Raw genomic sequence first — 24,146 nt, 5'->3', positions numbered from 1 at the left:
TTCAACCCAAGGGGACGTCGGCGCCGCCCGAGAAGATCGAATCGTGCAGTTCGAGGCGGTCTGGCACGGCACCACTGAGGATGTAGGTGAGGTTCCCGGACACTGACTGGCCTGGGTTGAGATCCGCGAATGCGAGGTCCGATGTCCAGTCGAATTCGGGTTCGAACTTGCGACCCTGCTTGTCGTACAAATATTGAACGGACATCGCCAACGATTGCGGTCGGTCTCCAATGTTTGTGACCCGCACATGAGCCGTGGCGGTCGCGGGATCCCACGTGGATACCAAGAACTCGAACTTTCCGTCTCGCACTGGCTTTCCTAACCCCGACACCTGAGCAGCCGGTGCCACAATCCGAGCGGGTGCGGGTGCGGGTGCGGGTGCGGGTGCGGGTGCGGGTGCAACCGATTCTGCGGGCTTCACCGCCGATGACGTGGGCTGAGGCCTCGGCACTGTCCGTTCGGACGTGGTCCGCGTCGACGCCGTGTTCGAGTTCTTATTGTCGTCGTCCCCAGTTCCAGATACAACGTTGACGACGACAAAGAAGGCAACGAGTGCACCGCACACCTTCCAAATTGTCCCTGTCGTCTTCTTGTCCGTTCCTGCGGCAGGGGCCACCTGGGGGTTCGGGGCGGCGAACCTGGGCGCGCCATTCGACGACTTGGGAAGCGTCGACGCTGTCCACTGATTCCCGTCCCAGTATCGGTCGATGGTTGGATCAACGGGGTCTGGGTACCAACCTTTTGGTGTCATGGAAAAAGACTTATCAGACTGGGCCGACAGTATAGTGACGGGCATAAGTAGCTGCCGCCGAACATCATTCACGCAAATGAATCTTGGGTCTCACGCGTTACTAATGCCCGCGCCTCATAGCTTGAGGTTCTCGCCGAGGTACTACTGACGCTGGGGAGTCGTTGGGGTCGTGCACGACGGAGCCATCCATGGAGTGAAGTTCGGAGGGCCCCGAGGTTGTCATCCAGTTCGGCTGCAGTGATCGTCCACAAGCACATGCGTGGACCGAATCCGGCGCTCTGCAACCGTGCCCTTCCAGATCACACCGCGCTGGGGGTTCGCCTAGCGCGCGTTCGCGTTCGGCGACGCTCGTAACACGGATTCGGACTGGGCGATACGTGGGTATGAGTACGGTGCGCGCCACGTTTGTTGCATGTGTCATCGGAGTGATCCTGGTCGTCACGTCCGGACCCGCCAATGCGAGTCCCGGCAGTCCGTCGGCTCCGCAGTACGAGTGGCTCCCCGACTTCCTCTATCCGGTGTGGTCGTGGCTGTGGTGGTTCGGTTATCTCGCCGACAAGGGTGTCAACCCGTTCCCGATCATGTTCGGATCGAGCTGAAGTCGTGTCGTTCTCGTCATCGGGAGGTCGTATGAGGATCAAGGTTGTACTCGGCGCAGGTGCACTGACTGTAGGTCTAGGTGTGTTCTTCGCGCCGACGGCGTCGGCGCAGGACGCGGGTTTCAGTGACTACCCATGCAGCGACCAGTTCGCGGTCCCCTGGTCGCTGGATGCGTGGACTGGAGAGCGCAGTGCGGTGATCAGTCCGTACGGAACCGCTGACATCCGCTGCTCGTCGTTCCACGGGCAGACGTCGGCGTATCAGCTCGACCCGCAGGGGCGTAAGCATCTGTTGAATCCCTTCAGCATCCTCGGACCCACGCTGTACATCTGGGACATCAACGGTCGTTGAGCACCCGTATTCGTCCTTCCTTTCCTTTCATTGTGCTCCTGTAGCGCCCTCATACGACTGGCAAGACGAAAGCCTGCGACTACCCTTCGATCATGAGCAGCGTGAGGTCTCTCCTGTGTCTTGCAGCTGTTCTGGCGGTGGTGTCTCCATCGTGCTCATCGGGTCTGAATCCGTTCATCGACAGCGTCTCGTACCGACCACCGACCGCAACGGTGGACTCGTCCCCGGACTGTCTGGCGGAGAACATCTACACAGACCTGACCGGTCTGGGACCGTGGGATCCGGCGTTGACGTCCGATGCGTCGCCTCCGGGATATCCGCCGGCTGCGTTTGTGCCTGTTGCGGTGGTTCGCTGTGAGCGTGGCACCGACGACGCTGGGTTCATGACGGTGGATTCGGTGCGGCTCGAAGGTGACATCGACGCCGTGGATGCTGCGTTCTCTGCGAAATCGGAGCGCTTTCCCGACGGCGTGATGGCGTCGTGTGCGTATGCAATGAGTCCTCCGGTTGGTCTGTGGTTCGTCGACGACGTCGGCAAGGCGTTTCGACCGGCATGGCCGGCGAGCCCGTGCGGACTTCAGAACGCACCGATCGAAGCTCTTGCCGACCTCACCGAAGTCTCTCGCGCCTCCCACCCGACCGGTTACACCGACCGGTACGACACCACGTGCGCTGCCAGTGCGTACGGATGGGAATTCGAGAACACAACACCTGAGGACGTAGCTGCCGCCGAGGAACGCGAACAGTCACCCGACAGCACTGTGGTGCCGTCCCTGGTGATGCCGATCGACGATGTGGACAAACTCCAGTTGTGCACCGTCCCCACATCGACCGAACAGCCCCTCGATCCCTCTATGTCGGTGGTCGGACAGGCGATGACGCTCAGCCGAGAGGAAAGTGCGTCGACTGTGAGATCCGTGGCGAACGCGCCCCTTGCGCCAGCCTGCGACAGACGAAGTAACCGCATTGCGTCGACCGAATTGCGCCGTCCAGACGGCTCTGGCAGCTCGTTCGTGTCGTTAGAGCTCGATGGTTGTCAACGTGCAACCGGTTTCGGGTATTACCGCGCAATCCCCGCCGATGTGCTGTCGATCCTGACGCGAGCGAAATGAAGTTACTCCAAAACTTTTGATGCGCCGTCATGCCCATGGCAAGCGGCGGTCCCACCATTGCAAGCCGGCAGGTGCGTCGACTTCTACCGTTGCGGCGCGGTATCTTTCGTCGAGGTGAGTGACTGCTGCCCTGAGGCGGTGGGCTTTGCGGCTGTTGCCCCGCATTATCCGTTCGAGGCGGTCTCGGGTTCCGTTGCCCGTGAACGGTCCGTCACATGCGGGACAGCCGGTCAGCCCCGCGACGATGGCGGGATAAGTATCGAAGTTCGATGTGGGACGGGATGACTCGAAAGCTACGCGCCGCTCGACGCGTTCCACGCAGCCACGCCACTGGTCGAGCAAGTCGAGCGTCCCGTTGTTCGAGCGTGGTCGTCTGGTTCTGTGCTGTATGCGGGTCATAGTCGATGCGTCATGACGGAGACGCAGGCCCGGTGATTGGATCGCGTTGTTGTTGTCAGGTGGCCCCATGCCCACCCTCGCTTTCGTTCGACCAGCACTCGGTGATGATATGTGCGCTTTACACCGTGATGCGTGAAATATACTGAGCTGCAATGTCTATCAAGGCGTTGCTCGTCACGCAAGAGGGTGGTCGGATGGCCGCCGACCGCGGGACGTGCTCGCTTCGAACGACAGCTACCTACTACCTGACAATTCCTCAGTCCGTCAGCAGATCGTGTTCCCAGTTGGCGCTCTGTATCGTGAGATCGATCAGTCGAATCCGGGTAGCAAGATCGTCTGCTGTGCTGCGCAATTCGGCCACTGGTAGTGCCGCAACATACGTCAACTCCGATCTCAGTTGCCGCGGGCCGTAGCGCTCTCGTTCCTGACCGGACGCAGCGTCGGCGGCGGCGGTGAGGACTCTGCGTCTGATCCGCAACACATCTCGATGGGCCAACGCATCAGTGATGGTTCCGTCTCCGATGGGTGCGGCACTGTTCGTGCGATTGATCGCCCGGATCAGCACTTCCAGCCGATCGAGCGCTGCACTGAGCTCGGACAGCAGTCTGCCTGCATCTTCTGCAGGTGTTTCGCCTTCTTGATGCCGGGAGTTGGCCAGAATCCGAACCTTCAATTGTTCGGTGTGGCGTACCAGTTCGCCTCGTTCTGCGAGGGCTTCTGCGAGTTTCATGATCTACACCCCGGTTCGCTGGGACCGAAGGTGGTGAACGTACGGGCGCTCATGCGCCTTTCGACGTGTCGAATGAAGTCATAGGAAATTGGTACCACAGACGGGGACTGTCGGTCTACCCCTAGCGAACGGCCCGGGACTGCCGTAACAATTGCGTACCCGTCAGGCGGGATCCCGGCTCACGCGTGCGCAACTGTTACACCAGGACCGGTGCGCGCTACCTCCTCGCGCTCTCGACGTCGAAGTCGTCGAGATCTGCGTGTCGGGTCATGTTCCAGTAGTCGACGATGCGCCAGGGGAGTGTGGAGACGACTCGGCCGGCGTCGTTGCGGTACCAGTTGTCCATGCCCTGGTGGGTCCAGATCATGCGGGAGTGGGCGTCGTCGTGGCGTCGGACGTAGTCCTGTTCCACTTCTGGTTTGCATTCGACGGCGCCGATGTTGTTGTCCGCCATGGTGCGTAGCAAGTCGACGATGTAGCGCACTTGGCATTCGGCGATGGTGATGTAGCTTCCGCCATGGCCGAGTACGGTTCCCGGTCCGCAGGTGAGGAACAGGTTGGGGAAGTCGGGGACGGTGATGCCGAGGTGTGCGTGGGCGTCTTCGGGTCCCCAGTAGTCCTTGATCGAGACGCCGGATCGTCCTCGGATGTCGATGGGGCTCAACAGCTTGTGAGTTTCGAATCCGGTTGCGAGGATCACGACGTCGACTTCGGCGACGTGTCCGCCGGACCCGACGACGGAGTCCGGTCCGATGGATGCGACTCCTTCGGTCACCAACGTGACGTTGTCGCGTTTGAGCGCGGCGTACCACCCGTTGTCGAGCAGCATCCTCTTGCCGAAGGGCGGGTAGTCGGGCAGAGACTTCTCGATGAGGTCCGGCCTGCCGTCGAGTTCCTTCTCGACGTACCGCGTGAAGACGCGGCGGTGCGCGTCGTTGATGGCGTTGATCGAGCGGCTCGGGTTCTCCCAGTCGGGATCGACCTGCAGGGACGGATGAACACGGTCGTTGAAGTTCCAGGCAAGCCGCACTCGGTACCACAATCGGTACAGCGGAACGGCTTCCATGAGGTAGCTGACGTCGTCGTCGATGGGTTCGAAGTACACGTCGCTCGACGCCACCCATTGCGGTGATCGCTGGAACACCGTCGCATTCCCGACGGTTTCGGCGATGGCGGGTAGGACCTGCATTGCGCTGGCGCCGGTGCCGACGATGGCTACCCGCTTGCCTTGCAGGTCGAGGTCGTCGGGCCATTCGGCGGTGTGGAAGATGGGACCGTCGAACGTGTCCAGTCCCGGAATGTTCGGCACCTTCGGCCGATTGAGCTGGCCGGTTGCGGTGATGACGATGTCGGCCGTCAGGGTGTCGCCGTCCATCGTGGTGACGGTCCACGATTGTGTGTCCGGCTGATACACGGCGGAGTCGACCTCGGTGTCGAACCTGATTCGATCCCTCAGATCATGCTCGGCCGCAACGTCACTGAGGTACTGCCACACCTCGTCGCGCTTGCCGAAGTGCGTGGACCAGGACCGCGGGGCGAACGAGTACGAGTACAGGTGGCTCGGGGTGTCCACGCCCGCCCCGGGGTAGGTGTTCTCGAACCATCCGCCGCCGACGTCGGAGTTCTTTTCGAGGACGATGTGCTCGATACCGGCTTCCTGCAGCTTGATTGCGGCGAGCATGCCGGACACGCCGGCGCCGATCACGACGACCGAGAAGTCACACGGCGTCTGCGTCGGCGCAGGTGCGTGCGTGAACCCCATGTCCTCGGCGACCATCTCCGCGAACTCGGGTGGGACGGATTCGCCGACGGCGGCGGAGATCATCTCGACCAGATCGTCTCCTGTGGGCGACGGTAGTGCTGGGGGGCGTCCGCTGGTGATCGCGTCCAGTGCGGCGGCTCGGATGATGTCGGCTACCTCGGGTGCGAATCCGCCGCCGTCGTTGTCGTCCATGCCGCGGCTGCGCGTCGGGCGGTACGGGTCTTGGAGCCATGTGCGGTCGCCGGTGAGTTGGTAAAGCACGGCGACGAGACTGGGCATGTTGGCCGCGTCGAGTGCTCGGACCAGCCGATCTCTTCTCAGTGCAGTCGGGGCTGTGACGGTCACCGGAACCTCCTTCGGGGCACGAGTCGCACGGGCCTCTCGCAAACTAACCACAGTTAGGCAAACTGACGCAATAGCCGCACGACGTCGGATTTCAGCCCTTGACAATGTGGCTTGCGCCACACAATGCTGTCACCACTATCTAACAGCGGACAGGCGAAGGGAACTCCTCATGGAACTCACCGAGGCAATGCGCACCACCGGCACATGTCGGCGCTACTCGACCGAGCCGGTACCCGACGAGGTGTTCAAGAGCGCGTTCGACGTCGCCCGCTTCGGTCCACAGGGCGGCAACCGTCAGCCGGTGCGATGGATCGTCGTCCGTGACGCCGCGCGCAAGCAGGCCCTCGCGGATCTGTATCTACCCATGTGGGACGCCTACTTCGCCGGCATCACCGGCGGCACCGTCGCGGTGGGTGCGTTGCCGAAGACCGTGCAGGACGCGGACTACTTCGCCCGTCACCTCGCCGAGGTCCCCGCGATCGTCGTGGTCTGCGCCGCGATGGACGGGCTCCACCCCACGGACCACGAGCTCGGCCGACTCTCCGTCGTCGGCGGTGCATCGATCTACCCCACCGTGCAGAACCTGTGCCTGGCGCTCCGAGATCAGGGTGTCGCGACGGCCGTCACCACGCTGCTGTGCCACGAGGAGCCAGCTGTCCGCGCAATGCTGGAGATACCGGACGAGTACATCACTGCCGCGCACATCACCGTCGGCTACCCGGAGAAGAACTTCCCGAAGAAGCTGACACGCAGCCCGGTCGAGGAAATCGTTGCCCTGGAGACCTTCTCGCAGCCGATGTTCGATCTGTCCCCCGCACTGTAGAGATTCCCCGCACTAAAAAGATCTCAGGAGCCCACCGTGCCCGGACCCGCCCCTCAACACCGATCCGCCATCGGCCGCGCGACCATCGGCGATCAACTTCGTCGCCACGCGCGCACCCAGCCCGACAAGACGGCGTTCATCAGTTACGACGCAGCAGGTGCCCGTGTGGTCACCACCTACGCGGACCTCGATACACGCGCCAATCGATTCGCCAACCTGCTTCTGGATCTCGGTGTCGGGCACGGTGATCGCGTCGCGTCGATGGCGCGCAACAGCGTCGACGTCGTTGTCGCGTACTACGGCACGCTCAAGGTGGGTGCCGCGTTCACGGGCATCAACGTGCTCTACCGGGCGCCGGAGGTGAAGCACCAACTCGAGCATGCCGAGCCGACGGTGATCGTCGCCGATCCCGAGTTCCTCGATGTCATCGCATCGGTGAAGCCGGATTCCGCGACGCTCGTCGGATTCGGGGCTCACTACGACGAACTCACCGCGGACACGGCCACCACGGAACCCGACGTCGACATGGACGAGAACGACGTCGCGATGGTCGTCTACACCTCGGGCACCGAGGCCGCACCCAAGGGCGTGATGATTCCGCACCGGAACTTCCTGATCTCGACGGCACCGGCGTGGAGTTGGGGACTGCGGACGGGGCCGGAGGACACGTGGCTGTTCGTCATGCCGTTCCACACCATCGCCGGCTTGGGTTCGATGACGACGTTGACGTTGATGGGGGCGACGCTGGTCCTGCCTGCGACGGCCGATCCCACGAGGTCGCTGCAGATCATCGCCGACGAGAACATCTCCGTCATCGCGCAGACTCCGACGTTCTATCTGGCGCTGGCGCGGGAGGCGAGCTTCGGGTCTGCCGCCGTCGGGCAGGTGCGACGCTGTCTCACCTACGGCGGTCAGGTCTCTCCGCACACCATCACCGCGTGGGCTCAGGCTGCGCCGGAGGCGATCTGGGGAACGTATTGGGGCCAGTCGGAGCTGTCTCAGCTGGGTTCGGTCGGCTGGTTCACCACTCTCGACGACATTCCGGGTGGCGATGCGTCGTGGATCGGTAAGCCGGTCACGCACCTCGAGATCAAAGTGGTCGACGCGGAGGGCAACGAGGCGGAGATCGGTGAACTGCTCTGTCGGACACCGTCGGTGATGCTCGGGTACTTCAAGGACGAGGCCAAGACGGCCGACGTCTTCGCAGATGGCTGGGTGCACACCGGTGACATGGTGCGTATCGACGCCGACGGAAATCTGTTCTTCTACGATCGTATGAAGGACATGATCAAATCCGGAGGTATGAACGTGTCGTCCCAGGAAGTCGAACGCGCTCTGCACGCGCACCCGGACGTGCTGCGTGCTGCCGTCGTCGGGATGCCGGATCCGTACTGGTCCGAGGCCGTCACGGCGTTCGTCATCGCGGCAGAGGGGTCGACGCCGGATCCGGCCGCGCTGATCGAGCACTGCCGGACGTCGCTGGCTTCGTACAAGGCGCCGAAGGCCGTGCACGTCATCGAGGAGCTCCCGGTCGACGCGCAAGGCAAGATTCTCAAGCGTGAGCTGCGGAAAATGACTGTTGCGACGGAGGTCGTGTGACGGCGCCCGACGACGCGGAGGTGGTGGTCCCTCGCCAGATCCGCACCAGGCGTCGCAAGGAGGACATCGCGGCGAAAGCCGCCGAGATCTTCGCGCGTGACGGGTACGCGAACGTCGGAATGCGCGATATCGCCGACGCCGTGGGCATCAAGGGTGCCAGCCTGTATCACCACTTCCCGTCCAAGGAAGACATCCTGTTCGCGATCTGTCTGACGGTCACGCAGGTCCCGGTGGAGGAGACACTTCCGCTGCTCGACGCGCCGGGCACACCGACCGAGCGAATGTCTTCGCTGGTTCGCGCACACCTGGTGCATCTCAATTCTCGACGCGTCGAGTACATCGTCGGTTTGCACGAATTGGCCTCGCTGACAACAGAACATCGGTCTGTGGTCGAGGACTATCGCCGTCAGTATCAACGTCGAGTGCGCGACGTGGTGGCCGCGGGGATGCGCACGGGTGAATTCACGGTGCCCGACGCGCGGCTCGCCTCGTTCGCGGTGACGGACATGCTGAACGGAATCAGCAACTGGTTCCACGACGACGGTGAACTGAGCATCGAGGACGTCGCGGACAACTACGTCGAACTCGCTGTTCGCCGCCTTCTAAGTGCCCGCGCATGACGGTTCACGGGCAGTGCCTTGCCGAGTTCAGCGGTGTGCGAGATGCTCTGGCCACCAACATCGATTCGGGTGACGAGCTCGGTGCGTCGGTCGTCGTCGACATCGACGGCAGGCGCGTCGTCGATATCTGGGGCGGGTACCGCGACGTGGATCGAACGACGGAGTGGGCCGAGGACACGATCACCAACGTCTGGTCGACGACGAAGACCGTCACCAGCCTGGCGGCGCTGATGCTGATCGATCGTGGATTGCTGGACCCGTATTCGCCTGTTGCGCAGTACTGGCCGGAGTTCGCGGCCGCGGGGAAGGATCGGATCGAGGTACGGCACCTGATGTCGCATACCTCCGGCGTCTCCGGGTGGGATAGGCCGTTCTCCACCGAGGACATGTACGACTGGGACTTGGCGACGTCGAAGCTCGCGGCTCAGGAGCCGTGGTGGGATTCCAGGACTACATCCGGCTATCACGCCGCCGATCAGGGACATCTGATCGGGGAGCTGATACGACGCGTCACCGGAAAGTCGTTGCGCTCGTTCGTCGCCGACGAGATTGCAGGGCCACTGGGCGCGGACTTCCAGATCGGGGCCGATGAGAGAGACTGGCACCGCATCGCCGACGTCGTACCGCCGCCGCCACCGGCCGCGGATACGTACTCCGATCCGTTGAGGATCAGGCGTCGAACATTCCTTGGCCCACTCGTTCAGGCTGCGTCCGCGAACACGCCCGACTGGAGACGCGCGGACATGGGTGCGGTCAACGGCCATGGCAATGCTCGTTCGGTCGCCCGGATCCTGTCGGTGATCTCACGGGGCGGTGAAGTGGACGGCGTGCGCCTGCTGGGGCCGGACGTGATCGATTTGATCTTCCAGGAGCAGAGCAACGGAATCGACCTCGCTCTCGGCGTGCCCCTGAGATTCGGTATCGGCTTCGGACTCCCGCAACTGGACACAGTGCCCTACATCCCGGACGGGCGCATCTGTTTCTGGGGAGGATGGGGCGGATCGCTCATCGTCATGCACCCGGATACCCGAATGACGTTCTCGTACATGATGAACAAAATGGGCCCGGGAATCATCGGCTCGGATCGTGCCGAGCAGTACCTCCGGGCGACGTATGCTGCAGGCGGTCGAGAGGTCATATAAAGATAGTTGGCACACTAGGGTGTGTTCGTGACGATCGGTGAACGGCCCTGGGCAGTCCCTCCAGCGTGGTGGCGTCGCGGCGAGGCCGTGCATGGCCGGACTCCGGTGGCGAGAAGCAAGGTGCGGGTGCGGGAGTCATCGGTCGTGCAGGGGCTGGTCGGAGATGCGACGCGTATCGGCGACGCCATCCGCCACCCCGATACCGACGCAGTCTCGGCTGCAGCGGGTCTGGAGTTTCTCGACGCGCATTCGCATGGCACGGCGCCAACAGCGCGCGCCATTGCTTTTGCGTTCAGGGCCACGATCGATCACACCAACTACAAGCAGAGTGTTCCTTTCGTCGACGAGGTCATCGTCACCAGGGGAGCAGCGTTCGCTGCCGAAGTGATCGTCGCCGCGGCCGGTATGCGGGTCGACATGAGGTCGGAGCGGAGTTCTCGCGGTAACGTCCTGACGATCTGGGTAACCGAACGCCGCGATATGGACATGCTGAACTTCGGCGTAGGAGACACGCACTCTCGTGTGCGGACCGCGGTCGCCGCACTGCCGGACGACGAGTACCGGCGCGTCGTCGATGTCCTGGCAACGCTGAGAGGCGCCAGCTATTCACGCGACCTGTCGATCTCGTTCCTCCTGCCGACCGAGTCCAGCTGGGTCGAGGAGGACTTGGCTGCTGCTTCGGGTCTCCCTCGGTATCACGAGCAAGACCACATGCCGCTGCTGGCGTGTGTCACTTCCGCCCGTGATGTCGAACGAATACTCGACGCGCACAGGACACGCGACGACGCGATGTGGAGTCTCGGGATGCGGATGAATCTCGTGCACGCGATCTGCGCGAATCTTGGCCCTGGCGTCGAACCACTTGTCGGAGAGCTTTTCGACGGAAACTTGTCCTCGCAGAACAAGAAGCGATGTGCTGCGATTCTCGCCGAGTTCGACACCGATGACGGGTTCCTCGAACTGGTCGAGCGTCTCGGGCGCAAGTACGTCGAGCCCGCTGTCCTGGCAGCGATGGAGGCCGCGCCGTTCCGCGCTCACCGTTTGCTCGGTGCCACAGCGGGACCCAAGGCAGCGCGACTGAAATTGGATCTCGAACGGCTTCACCCCGACCTTTCCGGGGACCGCGGTGAGAACGAGCCGTCGGTACCGCAGGCGGGCCCCGTGCCGACCCTGCTTGCCGAACCGCCGTGGACGGGTGATCGTAGACAAGCCCGCATGCCCGTCCTCGACATGGAGGCTCCGCGCGATGCGTTGACCGTCACGTGGCTTCAGGACGAGCGAGACCACTTCGCAGAACCTGAGCCGGACTACCCGATGTATCTCGGTCGTCGTACCTGGTCGGACATTCTCCGTCCCGTCGCGGAAGGTTCCGACGCCTACCAGTTGTACGAGATCTCGCGCGGTCCAGAAGAACTACTACGACCGCTGCTTGCCGACGCCGCGATCCCGCGCTGGATTTTTCGCCCCGAGGCCGATCTCCGGCGGCTGTTGGTCCGATTCGGCGACGACGCAGTGGATTACGTCTTCCGGGTGGTGGTAGCCAGGCCGACGTTCAGCGCATCGGTGCTGCTGCCGGTGACGGGGTCTTCGGTGGCTTCGACTATGGCGACCTGGCTCGGCTCGAAAGCCATGCGGCCGGTCGCCTTGCAGTGGTTCGATCGGCATATCGACAGTGCAGCGCCAGTCGTAGTCGTGGCCGCATCGGGGAAATCGAGTGATGCGAGGAAAGCTGCCCTCGCAGCACTTCGCACGCTCGCAAAGCGTGGGCACCGCGACGCACTGGTTGCGGCAGCGACCGAGTTCGGTTCCTCGGCTGCCACTGCCGTCACCGCGTTCGTGGACTCGGACCCGCTGTTCGATCTACCGACGCGAATACCTACCTTGCCCGCATGGCTGGATCCCGCTCTGCTACCCACTGTCACTTCAGTCGACAGGAAAGAGCCGTTGCCTCCGGAGGCGGTCGGGAACATCTGCACGATGTTCGCGTTGTCGAAGTTGGACGAGGTATATGCCGGCGTTGCGGTGGTTCGCACGCTCGTCGCTCCCGGCAGTCTCGAGTCACTTGCATGGGATCTGTTCGAACGTTGGTCCAGCGCTGGATGTCCCGATGCGCAACGGTGGTGCTTGGACGCGCTCGGAATAGTAGGAGACGACGAAACTGCACGGCGTCTGGCGCCGTTCGTGCGGAAATGGCCGCTGCAGTCCGCACACCGGCGAGCAGCGGCGGGGTTGGACGTGCTCGCCGCAATCGGAACCGATGCGGCGCTCGGACACATCTGGGCGATATCGCAGGGGTTGCGGTTCCCGGCTTTACGCGCGAAAGCCGACGCTCGGATTCGGCAGATCGCAGACGAACTGGCCCTCACCCCGGCCGATCTCGCGGACCGACTCATTCCCGATCTGGGCCTCGACGCCGACGGCACAACGATGTTCGACTATGGGTCGAGGTCGTTCACGTTGTCGCTGGACCATGCGTTGAAGATCGCCATCACCGACAGCAACGGGAAAACGCGCGCTCGAATGCCGCGGCCAGGTCCCGACGATGCGGATGAAGCGGCTGAGGAGTTCAAGCGGTACACCACGTTGCGACGGGACCTCGACGCAGCGCGCGGCGAGTTGATCCAGCGCTTCGAACGCGCCATGGTCACCGGCCGCAGGTGGACCTACGGGCAGGTTCGACGTCATCTCGTCGGACACCCGGTGGCATGGCAGATCGTGGGTCGGCTCGTGTGGTCCACCGACAGCGGCGACCAGTTCGCTTTCTCGGCCTCACGGAACGCAGTGCGTCGGGATGGGTCCGACCCGAGCATCGATGACGCCGACGACGTATTCGTCATCCACCCCGTCGCAATGGGTGTCGAGATCGAGTTGTGGCGACTTGCCTTCGCTGACGCTCACCTGGTGCAGCCTTTCGAGCAGGTGGACAGGGACGTCTTCCGTGACGACGTGTCCTCGGGATTGGCGGTGTTGGACAACACCAAGGTTGCAACTTCTCAATTGCTTGCGTTGGAGCGGCTCGGGTGGGAACGCGAAGAACCGCAGGACAAGGGCGCGCAGATCTCTATCAGCAAGCGAGTCGACGAGGACACGGTCGCTGTCATCCTGGCTTTCCCTGGATTCAACGTGGCGAGCCCGGCTATGTGGGCCGAGCAGAAGATAGTCCAGGCATTCGTCACCAACCCGAACATCGGGATGGTCGATGCGTCCGAGTTGCTCCGCGATGTGTCGACTCTCGCGTACGAGCCGATCACCGGCGATGAACCGGACTTGCAGGGTCCGTGACGGAAACGCGTGGACACACCGTGCTGCGAAGGTCTCCGGCGCCGTGCGTCGGGCAACGCTGGAGGCCATCGTGGGGGAGCGATGTGGTGGGACCACGCTCGGTGTCGCTGTAGCACTGGTCGGTACTGTAATACGGTGACCGACAGCGGGCTTCTCGATCGAATCAGGACCATTTCGGTGGTCGTCACCATCGTTGCGGTGGGAGTCGTGGTCGCGAGCTTCATCCCGTCGGGGGAGACCGTCCCGTCCACGAAATTGGATTTCGTCAGCGCGCCGGTCGACGTGTCCGCGGACATCCCGGGGTGCGACACCGTCGAACCGCCGGACGACGAGGGCGGGTTGTACTCCCGGGCCACCTTCGGAGGGGACAGCACCTACGACAACCCTGCTTTCCCGTGGTTCACCGCTGCCAAGGCCGCGGCGATGTCCGAGGCTGTGCGTGCAGCAGTGCCGGCCGACGTGGAGATCGAGTTGGCAGCACCCTCCAATTCGCTGAACTTCGGTCCTGTCACCGATTTCGGCGACAGCGAGTTCGACCCTATGACCACCGCGTACGCGGAGTTGACGCGTGACGGTGTCACGGCGTTCGTCTCGGTCAACGTCGGGCCGTCGAGTGATGGCGTACCTCCATGTGTGGCAGGCGCTCTCGAACGGCGCGATATCGACGCCGACGGAACCGTCGTCGACAGTGGTGACTCATGGTACGAAATCGACGGCGTGCGGACCTACTCACGCTCGGCCACCGCCTATCGCGAGGACGGCACGCGCGTCAGCGTGTATCAGAGTGCCGGTTCGTCGCCGGCGATGCCGCTGGAGCAACAAGAAGCTGCGGCCATTGCTTCGATACCGGAGCTGGCGATGTCGGCTCCATCTCCGGCGGAAAGCCCGGTGCTCCAGGTCGATTGCTCGGTGTATCCGCCGGGCGACGGAACGGTGAAAGATCTGAGCCGTGAGGCCGTGGATGCAGCGAACGCAGCATTCACTGCGAGTTGGGCGGCAATTCCGGGCGCGCCGGCGTTGGACCGCCCCATCGGATCATTGGTCCCGGACGGTTTCGGGTCGGGAATCTGCACCGACGTGGGCGTCGGGGACGGCACCATTCGCTTGGCGGTGTCGGTTGCCGGCGGACAACCCCTTCCGACTGCCCCGGACCCGTACGATCCATCGTTTTACGGCCAACTACCGGTTCTCCGAACGCTGCCCGACGGATCGGTCGTCGAGTTTCTGGACACGGACATCACTCAGATGATGACGTCCGAGGACGGCACCGGGCTGTTGTCGCGATCGGTGACGGTCACTCGCCCGTCCGGAGTGCAGGTGTCGGCGCGGTCGACGGTCGAGATCGCCGCAGGGGGACGAGCGCCCCTGACGCTTCCCGAGCCTCTGTCGGCGGAAGTGCTCGACGCCGTCGCCAACACCCCGATCGGACAGTGGCCGTGAGCAGAGCACGCAAGGACACGCTGCGGACCGCAGTAGCAGTGGTGGTCGCCGTGGCTGCCGTCGCGGCAGCGGGCGTCGCCCTCACTCGGACCACCCCCGATGCGCCCACCGCCGATGCGCCCACCGACGATGCGTCGGTGACCGACTGGGCCGAGTACAGCGAAGTGGAGTCAGCGACCACCACCGAGGCCTCGTCCGGTCCGGCGCACACACCGGAATGGGCGACCGACGCGTCGGCCGCGTACGGGCGTGACTTCGCAGCCTTGCGTGCGCCTTCGGCAGGGCTGTTGTTCGACTCGAGCTCCTACGGCGTCGTCGACGGTGGCGACGTGCTGATCACCGCCGTCGGCTTGCCCAACCCACGAACGTACTCGTTCGATTCGCCGAAGCTGCTGGGAATCGACGCCGGTGACGGCACCGTGCGCTGGTCGGCGTCGCCCGGAGGTGTCGACACCTGCGCAAGTCGACTCACTCGCGGAGAACTGGTGTGCCTGGATTCGTACGCGGACGTGCCGGCCATCGTCGCCATCGATGCGCAGGATGGGGCCATGCGCCGAGTTCCCTTGCCGCGAGAATGGTTCACCTACGGAATCGAGTCCGACGGCGAATCGGTGTTCATCCTGGAGGGCAACCCGGAGGACGGTGAATCGGTCCTGCACGGTGGCAGCGTCGACGCGTTGGCCGGCGCCTGGTCTCTACCCGTCACCGGGTTCGCCACCTGGGACGGTATCGAGTCGACATTGATACACGTGCACGACGATCGGGGCGTCATCACTCTCGGTAGCGACGTCGAGTTCTTCGATACGGTGACGGGATCGGCCGTCGACAGCCTCGAATTACGCTCGCAAACAACAGTCCTCGACACGAACTCCGGCACCGAGGTATGGAAGCTGGAGGATCCGTACGCGGTCGAGAAGACGATCGGACGGACTGTCTACTCCCAGGACGGCAGTTCGATCATCGCTGCTGACCGTGAAACCGGGGATGTGTTCTGGGCGTGGTCACTGCCAGTGGATGTCGACGGGTTCACTGCGTCGGGAACGGTTGTGGAGGCGGAATCCGGGGTGTACTTCGTGAGCTCCAGTTCGATCGTCAAGCTCGTCGAATGAGACGGTGATCGTTTTTGGACCATGCTGTCCCGGCATGCCGATCGGGAGCTTTCTACAGATCCAGTCCCGGTGACTGGAACACAAGCGAGGTCGACGGAGCCGCGAACTGCAGTTCGACTCCAGTGGGCAGTGATTCAGCCGATGGCGAAGGAGACACCGTCTTGGGCGGGCTGGACCGCATCGCAGCCAGGTATCGCCGCGGCGTCGGGCTGTGGGTCGTTGGTCGCACCGGCAATCGCCGTCCCGCCGGTCACTATAGCCGCCACCACCAGGACGTCGATCCACACGCCACCGCGTCGCCGGGTATCTCGCACCAGCAAAGCTTAGCCCGTAGAACAGCGCGTATCGGTCATCGTGCGAGGGAGGGACCGTCGGGTACATCGGGAAATGGGCAGCGTCGGGGCTTCTGCTCGGCGCGCTAGGGTCACTGCATGAAACCTGCTCTCGCGGTTCTGGCGTCGGTGAGTGGTGCGTTCGTCGTCGCGCTGCGAATGACGATGGAGGGCAGTGTCGGGTCGGGTGTGGTGTGCGCGGTCGTGGCTCTTGCGGCGGCAATGGTCCTCGGTGGTAGAACTGCTTGTGCAGCTGCGGTGTTGGGTGTTCTGATTCTCGCTGTTCCGTTCTCGGAACCGGTGACGGGTGTTGCTGCGGGTTTGGTTGTCGGTGGTCTTGCCGCCGGACTTGTCGGGACCCGAGCAGCGCTGGGCGCGTTGGTGGTCGGCACCGTCGCGGGCTTCGCGTTGTCGCCGATGTTCGAGTCGATCCCGCGGCGGTACGCCGACTACCTCCCGGAGCCGGTCATACCGACAACCCATTACGTTGCGATGGGCGTTTTCGCGGTGTTGTTGTTTGCGGCGTTCTGGGCTGGCCTCTTCCAGTCGGCGGGCACAGGTGACCCGATCACGGCTGCGGATCGACGACGGTTCATCGTCGCCGGACTCGGGCTGCCGGCGTGCCTTTTGGCTGCTTCGTCGTTCGAGTTCTTCGAGCGGTGGCCACTGGCGCTGCTGATGATCGTCGTGTTCGTCGGTGCGGCGTTCGTGTTGCCTGGGTCGACGGGCATGGTGGTGCTCGCGGCGCTGGTGACTCTGGCGTCGGTGGCGTCTCCGGTGTACGGGTCCGAGTCCGGTGTCATCTTGCTGGCCGCTCTGCTCGCAGGTCTTGGGGTGGGGTGGAGGTGGTCGCGACCTGTGGTTGCGCTGGCTTTGTTGGCCGTCGGTGTCGTCGCCGAGGCGTTGGGCGTTTTTCTCATGGGGATGGTGTTCGTGCCGTTGGCGTTGGGGATGTTGTACGCGTCGGTGCGTCCGTCGAGTGGTCCGGCGACGGTAATTGCCGTCACCGCGATTCCGCTTGCAGCGGCGATACCGATCACCGTGCAGTTCGGGTGGACCGCGTACACCCCTCTGACCAGCGCATTGACTGCCCCCTATTCGTGGCTGTGGGCAACGTCGTTGGTCGCTGTCGCTGCATCGGCCGTCGGCGTGGTGGTGCTGCAGCGGCGACGGAACGGCAGTGCGTAGTTCAGGTCCGTCGCTCCCGGGGAAGGACGGCGGCGAAGCGGAGAAGAAAGTCGCGGATGACGACGAGTGTGGTGTCGTCGTAATCGGCGAGAGCGGTTTCGAGATCGGTGGATGCTCGACGAACGAACGGGTCGATTCGTTCGCGCGCGAGGGGCGTGGAGCGCAATGCCACGCTTCGCCGGTCGGTGCTCTCCCGGCTGCGGCGCACGAGATCCTGTCCTTCGAGGCGATCGATCAGTGCGGTCGTCGCCCCGGAGGTCAATCCGATCCGGGCCGACAGCACAGCGGGAGACAGTGGTGTGCCTTCGTTTTCGGCCCAGATGATCTCGCCGAGCGCGTTGCCGTCGGTGGTCGGCAGGTTCATCCAGCGAGCAAGCTGGTACGCGGACTCCTGGTAGCTCACCGCATAGTGACGAAGCGCTTCGAGCGTTTCGGTTCTCACTGTCGACATCGATCCATCCTTTCGGCGAGGCGGTGGTCAGGCGCGCAGAAGTGGATAGTCCGCAAGCGTCGGAACCTGGTTCTCGTGCGTCAGCAGGTTGGCTTGAAAGAACCGGCGTACCGGTGCCGAAGCCGCGACCTTGTACGCCGAATGCAGGGCTTTCACACCGAATTTCGACGACGGGTGGAGTAGCCGAGCGCCTCCGCGTCGCATTCCTTGTGCGCTGTCAGCGTACGCGCGCATCTGGTTCTCGTAGCGGCTGAACGCTTCTCGATGGTTGTCGGGGTGCGCTGCGAGTTCGCCGGTGAGAATATGTGCCCCGACGAGGGACAGTGTGGTGCCCATGCCGGTCGGGCCGGATCCCCATGCAGAGTCGCCGACGAGCACGACGCGGCCCTTGCTCCACGTGGAGACGAGCACCTGCTCCATTCGCTGGGTGTAGAAATCATCCGGCCGCTGGTGAAAGCCGTCGAGTATGCGTTCGGTTTGCCAGCCCGCCCCGCGGAATCGTTCTGTCAGGATGTGCAATTGGGCGTCCACCGGTAGGGATTCGAATCCGAAGGGCTCGGACTCGAAGGACAGCGACGCTCGTATCGTGCCCTCGTTGTCGGGCCGCAGCGTCGCGACGCGGCCCCCGCCGACAGTGCACCAATCCCAGGTATCGACGTCGGTGGGAAGGCGATCGATGGTGCCGTAGGTGATGCTGACCCCGAAATCCCGCAGCGTGGTCTCGTCGTCGAACACGATGCGTCGGGTTCGAGAGCTTCGACCTTCGGCGACGAGTACGAGATCGAAGCGTTCGGTGCTGCCACCGTCGAAGGTGACGTCGACACCGGACGAGTCTTGCTCCACACCGACGACGTAGTCGCCGAACCGCTGATCCACGTCGCGGGGAACGATGTCGACGAGAATCTGGGCGAGCCGTCCGCGGAGGATTTCGATCTCTGCGGTCGGTCCGTCCTGGCCCTCCTCGCGAGGAAACACCGCGTGGGGCGTCCCGTGCCGGTCGACGAACCGCGTGCCCTGCTCGCCGGTCAGATTTTCCAGAATGGTGTTCTCGACCCCCATTCGACGTATCACGTCGCGCCCGAGTCCGCGTATGTCGATGTTCTGCCCGGTCTCGCGCGGAGCTGGAGATCGCTCGAGAAGGGTGACGTCGCATCCGGCTTTGGACAGACCCCATGCCAACGTGGGCCCGGCGATGCTCGCGCCGGTGACGAGGACCCGAGTGGGCCGGTGATCCGATCTCGACATGGTGTTCCTCCCGCGAATCGATCAGGTATCGCTGTGACGAAGTTACTTCACTGTGGAGGTACATGCCCGGGTGCAGGTTGCCGCAAACCCGAAGACGTGAACGTGCCGGCGGGTCATCGCGAACAACTCACTGATCGCCGGCGATCACCCTGCAAGCACTGCCTCGTCGATCATCGCGCCTACAGCGGCGGCACCGACCGAGGTCATGATCGTTCCGGCGTGATCGAGTCCGGCCAACGGGCGGACGGAGGTCATGTCGACGGCCTCGATGTCCTGCGGTGAGTACATCGGCGGAGAATCGGCTCCGACGCTCCACTGCGCGTGCAGGAATCGAATGGGCACCGTCAGTTCCTCGAATCTCGAGCGGCCGAAGAACACGTCGGTGGCGTCGGCGACGACTGCATCCGCCGACAGCCGGACGGCGCCGTCGACCAGGTCGTGTTCGGCGTATTGCCGGAGCAGCGGGTCGGCTGGGTCGAGTAGGGGCAACGACGTCGAGACCAAGAATTGGATGTAGTCGTCGACGCTGTTCCAGTGCTGCTGCGTTCGGGCGATCCTGTCCCCGAACACTGCTGCAACGTTTTCTTGCGTCAACCCCTCGGGCGGTCCTACCGGCACGCCGCCGTCGACGAGGACGAGGCTCTTCACCCGGTTCGGATAGCGGGCCGCGAACTCGACCGCCACGAATGCACCCATCGACATTCCGCACACGTGCACCGCCTCCTGGCCCAGTGCATCGACAACCGCGTCCAGGTCCTCGGCGTGCTGAGCCAGTGACGACGGGCCGGTGACGTCCACACTGTCACCCCTCCCGCGCAGATCCGGTGCGACGAGCGTCAGGTGCGGAGCCTCCGCGTGCAGCCAACCCCACAGTGTGCGCTGGCTGGAGACCCCGTGCACCACGAGAATGGGTTCGGTGGTGCCGGAGAGAGTCTCGACGGCGATGCTTCCGCCCCATACAGGTACCCGATCGATGGACATGTCCAACACGTTATCGGCTGGAAACGAAGGAGAGCGGTGAACCGGTCAGCTATGCGGTGGGGGCTGAGCGCCCAGTGAGCGGCACGTTCTCGGCGAGGAAGGCGAGCTGGTCGCGAATCACTGCCGAAAAGAGTAAATCGACATAGGGATCGAAGTGACCGCCGGTATAGGTGCGGACCGTGGCTGTGCGGATCTTCTGCGCAGCACGGAGGGCGACCGAGGCGGGAGTCACCGTGTCCTCGGACATGATCTGCACCAACGTGGGGCACGCGATCGCCGACGCCGTTCGGCCGGGCGAGTACAGCCCGATCTTCAGCAGAATCCGAGCTGCGACGGTCTCGGGGTAGTCACCGTGGGTGAGGCCGGATTCCTGCATCATGCGATCGCGACCGGAGTACGCATCCGGCGAGACCATCACAGCGCGCGTTCCAGGCAGGCCGACGCTGTCGATGTAGTGCGGTGGCTTCTTGCGAAGTGCGCGCACGACGTCTTTGACGGCCGAGGGCAGGACACGCAGTGTGTGCCGGAATCCGACTGCGCGGACGGCGGCGATCCCGTCGATGTGGGGTACCTGCGCGATGACGGCGGCAAATTCGACGCCGGTGCCCGCGAGGGTGAGTACGTGGCCTCCGGCGAAGGATGTACCCCATCCGACGATCCTGCTCGGATCGACTCCGTCGAGCGTCCGCGCGTAGTCGACAGCAGCACGCCAGTCGGCGAGTTGTCTCGGTATATCGAGCAGTTGTCGTGGTTCGCCGTCGCTGTCACCGAAGTGTCGGTAGTCGAATACACACACGATGTAGCCCGCCGCGGCGAAACGTTCCGCGAACGCGTACAACCGCATTGCCCGGGGCGTACCGAAGCCGTGTGCCATGACGATCGCCGGAAGCGTTGTTGCGCTTGCTTCCTGGGGTCGAAATATGGTTGCTGCGCAGCGGATACCGTCGGAGGTGAACGATCCTTCGGTGCGGGTGAATTTGGAACGTTCGTTGGTGGTCATCGAGTATCTCCTTGCGATTCGCGATGAGTGATTCAGTGTTTGAACGGGTTCAAGGTCTTGCCCAGGAAGTACCCGAGCCGGGTGGGAATCGGCTTAGCTGCGGCTGCGGTCACCTTGTTCACGACGCCCGGTATGCACACCGGTTTGCCCGCCTCGACTGCCCGCCAGCCCTCCTGCACAACGGCTTCGGGGTCTTGCCACAGAATCGACGGTAGTTTCGAGGTGGCTGCATCGCGGGTCCCCATGACGTCGTGGAACTCGCTGTGGGTGAAGCCCGGGCAGAGAGCAGTGACGTGGACGCCGTACGGACGAAGCTCCATGTCGAGAGCTTGCGAGACATCGAGGACGTAGGACTTGATGCCCGTGTAGAGCAAGCTTGCTGCCGGCGGCATGAAGGCAGCCAACGACGACAGATTCACGATCCGTCCGTATCCGCGTTCCTTCATGCCGGGGACGGTCAGGTGTGCGAGTTCGGTGACGGCGGTGATCATCACCTGGATCTCGGCGGCGAGCGCGTCGAACGGCGCGTCCGCGAACGACGAGTTGCCCGACATGCCTGCGTTGTTGATCAAGATGTCGACGTCGATGCCGAGGGAGTTCGTGCGTTCGACGATCGTGCGCGGGGCGCTGCTGTCGGTCAGGTCGGCGACGACGACGTCGCAGCGCACGTTGTGCCGCTTCGTCAGTTCCTCCGCAAGTGCGACGAGCCGTTCCTCGCGACGTGCAACGAGAACGAGGTTGTGTCCTTCCGCGGCCAAGTGGCGCGCGAATTGCGCGCCGATACCAGCCGATGCTCCTGTGATCAGCGCTGTTCGTCCGGTCGTGGTCATTGCAGGCCCCCGTCTCTTGAATGGTCATCAAGAACGGTAGCAGTGTCTTGATGGGCATTCAAGATAGGATGTCCGGCATGCCGAAAAACCGCGGACTACATGACAGGGAGGCGAAGCGGGCCGAGATCATCGGCGTCGCTCGCGAGCTGTTCGTGTCCGACGGTTTCGAGCGCACATCCGTCAGTCGGTTGGCCAAAGCTGTCGGCATCACGGCGAACACTCTTTACTGGTATTTCGAGGACAAGGACGACATCCTGGTCGCCGTTCTGACGGCGATCGTGGCCGAGGACGCAGCGGACTACGCCGACATCGCCGATCGTCCCCTCGCCGAACGTCTCGAATGGCTTGTCGAGCGGTTACAGCGAGTGGGGCCGTTGGTGTCCACCGTGCATGAACGTGCGACCAAGTCCGACGTCATCAACATCTGGCACAACGGCTTTCACGCGTACGCCGAATCGATCTTCGCTGTCGACGTGGCCACCTCGGGCTTCTCCGGTTCGGAGGCAGATGCAATGATCCGCATCGGGACGTTCGTCGTCGAAGGTCTTCTGACACACGCGCCGTCGCCCGCCGCGACGCGGGCTGTGATCGACCAGCTCGTCGCTGCGATGTCTCATGGCCGTGTTCCAGGCGGCTGACCGCGGGTCGACTCGATTACCGACGGAGTTCGGGTGGGGAAGCAGCGTGTGTGGACTGATGCGGGTCCATCGTGCAGACAGCGGGGTCGGTGTTCGCATGAGTACACGCGCAGCCATTCTCGCGACGGTCGTTGCCGTGGTGACGTTCTCGGCAGCGGCATGCACGGTGGTCACAACCGGGCCCGACGACGATTTCGGATACGAAGGAGCCACGCTCGGTGTTGCGGATTTCGGCGGAGGAGGGGACTTCGGGGGGTGACGACGGTTTCGGTTGCTCGTCTAGACCTGGATGAGGGCGACCGCTGGGGTGAGGATGCCGAAGTATTCGGGCGCCAGGGGGATCAATCCGGACCATCCTGGTATGCGGCCGTAGACCATGACGACGACCGGGCCGCTGCCGGTGGGCAATACGGCGGTCCTGTCGATGGTCGGGTAGAGGCCGTCGATAGTTCCTGGTGCGGTGCCGAGGAATTCGGTGATTCCCGACTGCCCGGTCCTCAGGTTGACCCATCCTGCGTGGAGTTCCGACGGCTCGTACTCCAGCCAGCGCTGCACGACGGTGATGGAGCGGGCCGAGTGATCGATGACGGCGTCGACCCGCGATCCGGGAAATCCGCCCGTCGGGTGGGCGAGATTGACGGTATCGACGGTGCTTGCGACAGGGGTGGGCGCGGTGGCCAGCGCAGCGATCTCGGCTGGTACGCCAGCGGAGCGCAGGGCGGATACCGGATCGACGGCCGGATTGGCGTGCGCAACGGCGCCGGCGCCGAAACCGACGAAGATGGCCATGACTGCGGCCGCGACCACCGCCGCGACCTTGCCGAGTCGAATCATCAGTCTCCGATCCTCGCCGCACTCGCACCCGAACCGGGGTGAGCACTCCTCAGTGTGACGTGTCGGCTCGGCCTGGTGGTTCATTGTGACGGGATCGTTGTGCAGCATCTGCCCATCTCAGGGCGCGACCAGGCATATGGGACCCAAGGGAACTGCAGGGTTGACGTCGATGGTCGCGATCGGTCCGCCCGCCGAGGTCTGGTAGGCCATCAGTGAGTGTTCGCCCGGTGCAGTGGGTGTCACCAGAGTGAACTTGTGCCCGAGAATCGTTGGTGAGTACCAGTATCCGTCGAACTGCCACATCAATTCCTCGATGGGCATCACCATGCTGTAATCCATCGGCCCGATGTCCGTTCGAGGCTCCGAGAAGCTCTCGGTTCGAGCGACCGCGACATAGGTGCATCCGACGCCGTACTGGGTTGTCGGTCCGAAGCTCAGCCCGGGGAGGATGTCGAGTGAGACGACCTCTGCGGACGCGTTCGGGGCAGCGAACACCGCCGCGCCTGCGCAGGCAGCGAGGACGGAGGCATAGCGGGCAAGCCGGATCATTTTCATTCCACTTGGTCGGTTGGAGTCCGGTGC

The 24,146-nt window shown here is 63.6% G+C and carries 24 protein-coding genes; 13 read left to right on the top strand and 11 right to left on the bottom strand.

From position 1 onward, the window contains the following. Position 1: 1 nt before the first annotated feature. A complete protein-coding gene (locus tag CH289_RS28190; RefSeq protein WP_256977063.1) occupies positions 2–751 on the bottom strand; it encodes a DUF4352 domain-containing protein in 750 nt (249 codons plus the stop codon). A gap of 383 nt (positions 752–1,134) precedes the next feature. Here CH289_RS28190 and CH289_RS05795 point away from each other — a divergent pair, with 383 nt between their 5' ends. The 3 genes from CH289_RS05795 to CH289_RS05785 all read left to right on the top strand — a co-directional run bounded on the left by CH289_RS05795 (position 1,135) and on the right by CH289_RS05785 (position 2,814). Then, positions 1,135–1,350 (top strand): hypothetical protein, encoded by a 216-nt coding sequence (locus tag CH289_RS05795; protein WP_019665734.1) that lies wholly within the window; start codon positions 1,135–1,137, stop codon positions 1,348–1,350. A gap of 31 nt (positions 1,351–1,381) precedes the next feature. After that, the gene (locus tag CH289_RS05790; RefSeq protein ID WP_094727607.1) at positions 1,382–1,702 is read left to right on the top strand and encodes a hypothetical protein; all 321 of its coding nucleotides are present in this window, start codon (positions 1,382–1,384) and stop codon (positions 1,700–1,702) included. A gap of 92 nt (positions 1,703–1,794) precedes the next feature. Next, positions 1,795–2,814 (top strand): hypothetical protein, encoded by a 1,020-nt coding sequence (locus CH289_RS05785; RefSeq protein ID WP_094727552.1) that lies wholly within the window; start codon positions 1,795–1,797, stop codon positions 2,812–2,814. Positions 2,815–3,469: 655 nt separating this feature from the next. On the opposite strand, the gene CH289_RS05780 is transcribed toward CH289_RS05785, so the two are convergent. Next, positions 3,470–3,943 carry a DIP1984 family protein gene (locus tag CH289_RS05780; protein WP_019665737.1) on the bottom strand — a complete coding sequence of 158 codons (474 nt, stop codon included), beginning with the start codon at positions 3,941–3,943 and terminating at the stop codon, positions 3,470–3,472. Between the two features lie 217 nt (positions 3,944–4,160). Then, positions 4,161–6,050, bottom strand: coding sequence for a flavin-containing monooxygenase (locus tag CH289_RS05775; RefSeq protein WP_037158660.1), 1,890 nt, complete (start codon positions 6,048–6,050; stop codon positions 4,161–4,163). A 169-nt stretch (positions 6,051–6,219) separates the two neighbouring features. Between CH289_RS05775 and CH289_RS05770 the strand changes: the two genes are divergently transcribed. The 7 genes from CH289_RS05770 to CH289_RS05740 all read left to right on the top strand — a co-directional run bounded on the left by CH289_RS05770 (position 6,220) and on the right by CH289_RS05740 (position 16,065). Beyond that, the gene (locus tag CH289_RS05770) at positions 6,220–6,873 is read left to right on the top strand and encodes a nitroreductase family protein (protein ID WP_020110594.1); all 654 of its coding nucleotides are present in this window, start codon (positions 6,220–6,222) and stop codon (positions 6,871–6,873) included. 36 nt (positions 6,874–6,909) lie between these two features. Then, positions 6,910–8,472, top strand: coding sequence for a class I adenylate-forming enzyme family protein (locus CH289_RS05765; RefSeq protein WP_020110595.1), 1,563 nt, complete (start codon positions 6,910–6,912; stop codon positions 8,470–8,472). Then, positions 8,469–9,092 carry a TetR/AcrR family transcriptional regulator gene (locus CH289_RS05760; protein WP_094727551.1) on the top strand — a complete coding sequence of 208 codons (624 nt, stop codon included), beginning with the start codon at positions 8,469–8,471 and terminating at the stop codon, positions 9,090–9,092. The genes CH289_RS05765 and CH289_RS05760 overlap by 4 nt, the downstream gene beginning before the upstream one ends. Beyond that, positions 9,089–10,234 carry a serine hydrolase domain-containing protein gene (locus CH289_RS05755; protein ID WP_094727550.1) on the top strand — a complete coding sequence of 382 codons (1,146 nt, stop codon included), beginning with the start codon at positions 9,089–9,091 and terminating at the stop codon, positions 10,232–10,234. The genes CH289_RS05760 and CH289_RS05755 overlap by 4 nt, the downstream gene beginning before the upstream one ends. Positions 10,235–10,261: 27 nt before the next feature. Further along, on the top strand, positions 10,262–13,516 hold the full coding sequence (locus tag CH289_RS05750; RefSeq protein WP_143545047.1) for a DUF4132 domain-containing protein: 3,255 nt from the start codon (positions 10,262–10,264) through the stop codon (positions 13,514–13,516). Positions 13,517–13,651: 135 nt separating this feature from the next. After that, entirely contained in the window at positions 13,652–14,956 is a 1,305-nt protein-coding gene (locus CH289_RS05745; RefSeq protein ID WP_256977052.1) for a hypothetical protein, read from the top strand. Beyond that, entirely contained in the window at positions 14,953–16,065 is a 1,113-nt protein-coding gene (locus CH289_RS05740; protein ID WP_256977051.1) for a hypothetical protein, read from the top strand. Before CH289_RS05745 ends, CH289_RS05740 begins: the two co-directional genes overlap by 4 nt. A 134-nt stretch (positions 16,066–16,199) precedes the next feature. Here the strand turns inward: CH289_RS05740 and CH289_RS05735 are convergent, their stop codons facing one another. Then, positions 16,200–16,379 carry a hypothetical protein gene (locus tag CH289_RS05735; protein ID WP_020110601.1) on the bottom strand — a complete coding sequence of 60 codons (180 nt, stop codon included), beginning with the start codon at positions 16,377–16,379 and terminating at the stop codon, positions 16,200–16,202. A 117-nt stretch (positions 16,380–16,496) separates the two neighbouring features. On the opposite strand from CH289_RS05735, the gene CH289_RS05730 reads away from it, so the two are divergent. Beyond that, positions 16,497–17,585, top strand: a complete 1,089-nt coding sequence (locus CH289_RS05730; protein WP_094727547.1) for a hypothetical protein — start codon at positions 16,497–16,499, stop codon at positions 17,583–17,585. A gap of 1 nt (position 17,586) precedes the next feature. Here CH289_RS05730 and CH289_RS05725 read toward each other — a convergent pair whose 3' ends face one another. The 5 genes from CH289_RS05725 to CH289_RS05705 form a co-directional block, all read right to left on the bottom strand. Next, positions 17,587–18,036, bottom strand: coding sequence for a MarR family winged helix-turn-helix transcriptional regulator (locus CH289_RS05725; protein WP_256977050.1), 450 nt, complete (start codon positions 18,034–18,036; stop codon positions 17,587–17,589). A 27-nt stretch (positions 18,037–18,063) separates the two neighbouring features. Next, positions 18,064–19,281 (bottom strand): FAD-dependent monooxygenase, encoded by a 1,218-nt coding sequence (locus CH289_RS05720; protein WP_094727546.1) that lies wholly within the window; start codon positions 19,279–19,281, stop codon positions 18,064–18,066. 144 nt (positions 19,282–19,425) lie between these two features. Next, positions 19,426–20,262, bottom strand: a complete 837-nt coding sequence (locus CH289_RS05715) for an alpha/beta fold hydrolase (protein ID WP_256977049.1) — start codon at positions 20,260–20,262, stop codon at positions 19,426–19,428. Between the two features lie 49 nt (positions 20,263–20,311). Beyond that, entirely contained in the window at positions 20,312–21,262 is a 951-nt protein-coding gene (locus CH289_RS05710; protein ID WP_094727544.1) for an alpha/beta hydrolase, read from the bottom strand. A 32-nt stretch (positions 21,263–21,294) separates the two neighbouring features. Next, positions 21,295–22,092 carry an SDR family NAD(P)-dependent oxidoreductase gene (locus CH289_RS05705; protein WP_094727543.1) on the bottom strand — a complete coding sequence of 266 codons (798 nt, stop codon included), beginning with the start codon at positions 22,090–22,092 and terminating at the stop codon, positions 21,295–21,297. Positions 22,093–22,169: 77 nt separating this feature from the next. Between CH289_RS05705 and CH289_RS05700 the strand changes: the two genes are divergently transcribed. Both CH289_RS05700 and CH289_RS28185 read left to right on the top strand, forming a co-directional pair. Next, on the top strand, positions 22,170–22,730 hold the full coding sequence (locus CH289_RS05700) for a TetR/AcrR family transcriptional regulator (protein WP_256977048.1): 561 nt from the start codon (positions 22,170–22,172) through the stop codon (positions 22,728–22,730). 97 nt (positions 22,731–22,827) lie between these two features. Further along, a complete protein-coding gene (locus tag CH289_RS28185) occupies positions 22,828–22,989 on the top strand; it encodes a hypothetical protein (RefSeq protein ID WP_155291571.1) in 162 nt (53 codons plus the stop codon). Positions 22,990–23,009: 20 nt separating this feature from the next. On the opposite strand, the gene CH289_RS05690 is transcribed toward CH289_RS28185, so the two are convergent. Both CH289_RS05690 and CH289_RS05685 read right to left on the bottom strand, forming a co-directional pair. Continuing rightward, positions 23,010–23,564, bottom strand: a complete 555-nt coding sequence (locus CH289_RS05690) for a hypothetical protein (protein WP_094713916.1) — start codon at positions 23,562–23,564, stop codon at positions 23,010–23,012. Positions 23,565–23,681: 117 nt separating this feature from the next. Next, entirely contained in the window at positions 23,682–24,113 is a 432-nt protein-coding gene (locus CH289_RS05685; protein WP_094727541.1) for a hypothetical protein, read from the bottom strand. Positions 24,114–24,146: the final 33 nt, after the last annotated feature.

This window comes from Rhodococcus sp. RS1C4 (assembly GCF_002258225.1).
Lineage (GTDB): Bacteria > Actinomycetota > Actinomycetes > Mycobacteriales > Mycobacteriaceae > Rhodococcoides > Rhodococcoides fascians_E.
The sequence above is the reverse complement of the archived record's forward strand: the minus strand, read 5'-3'. Positions and strand labels throughout refer to the sequence as shown.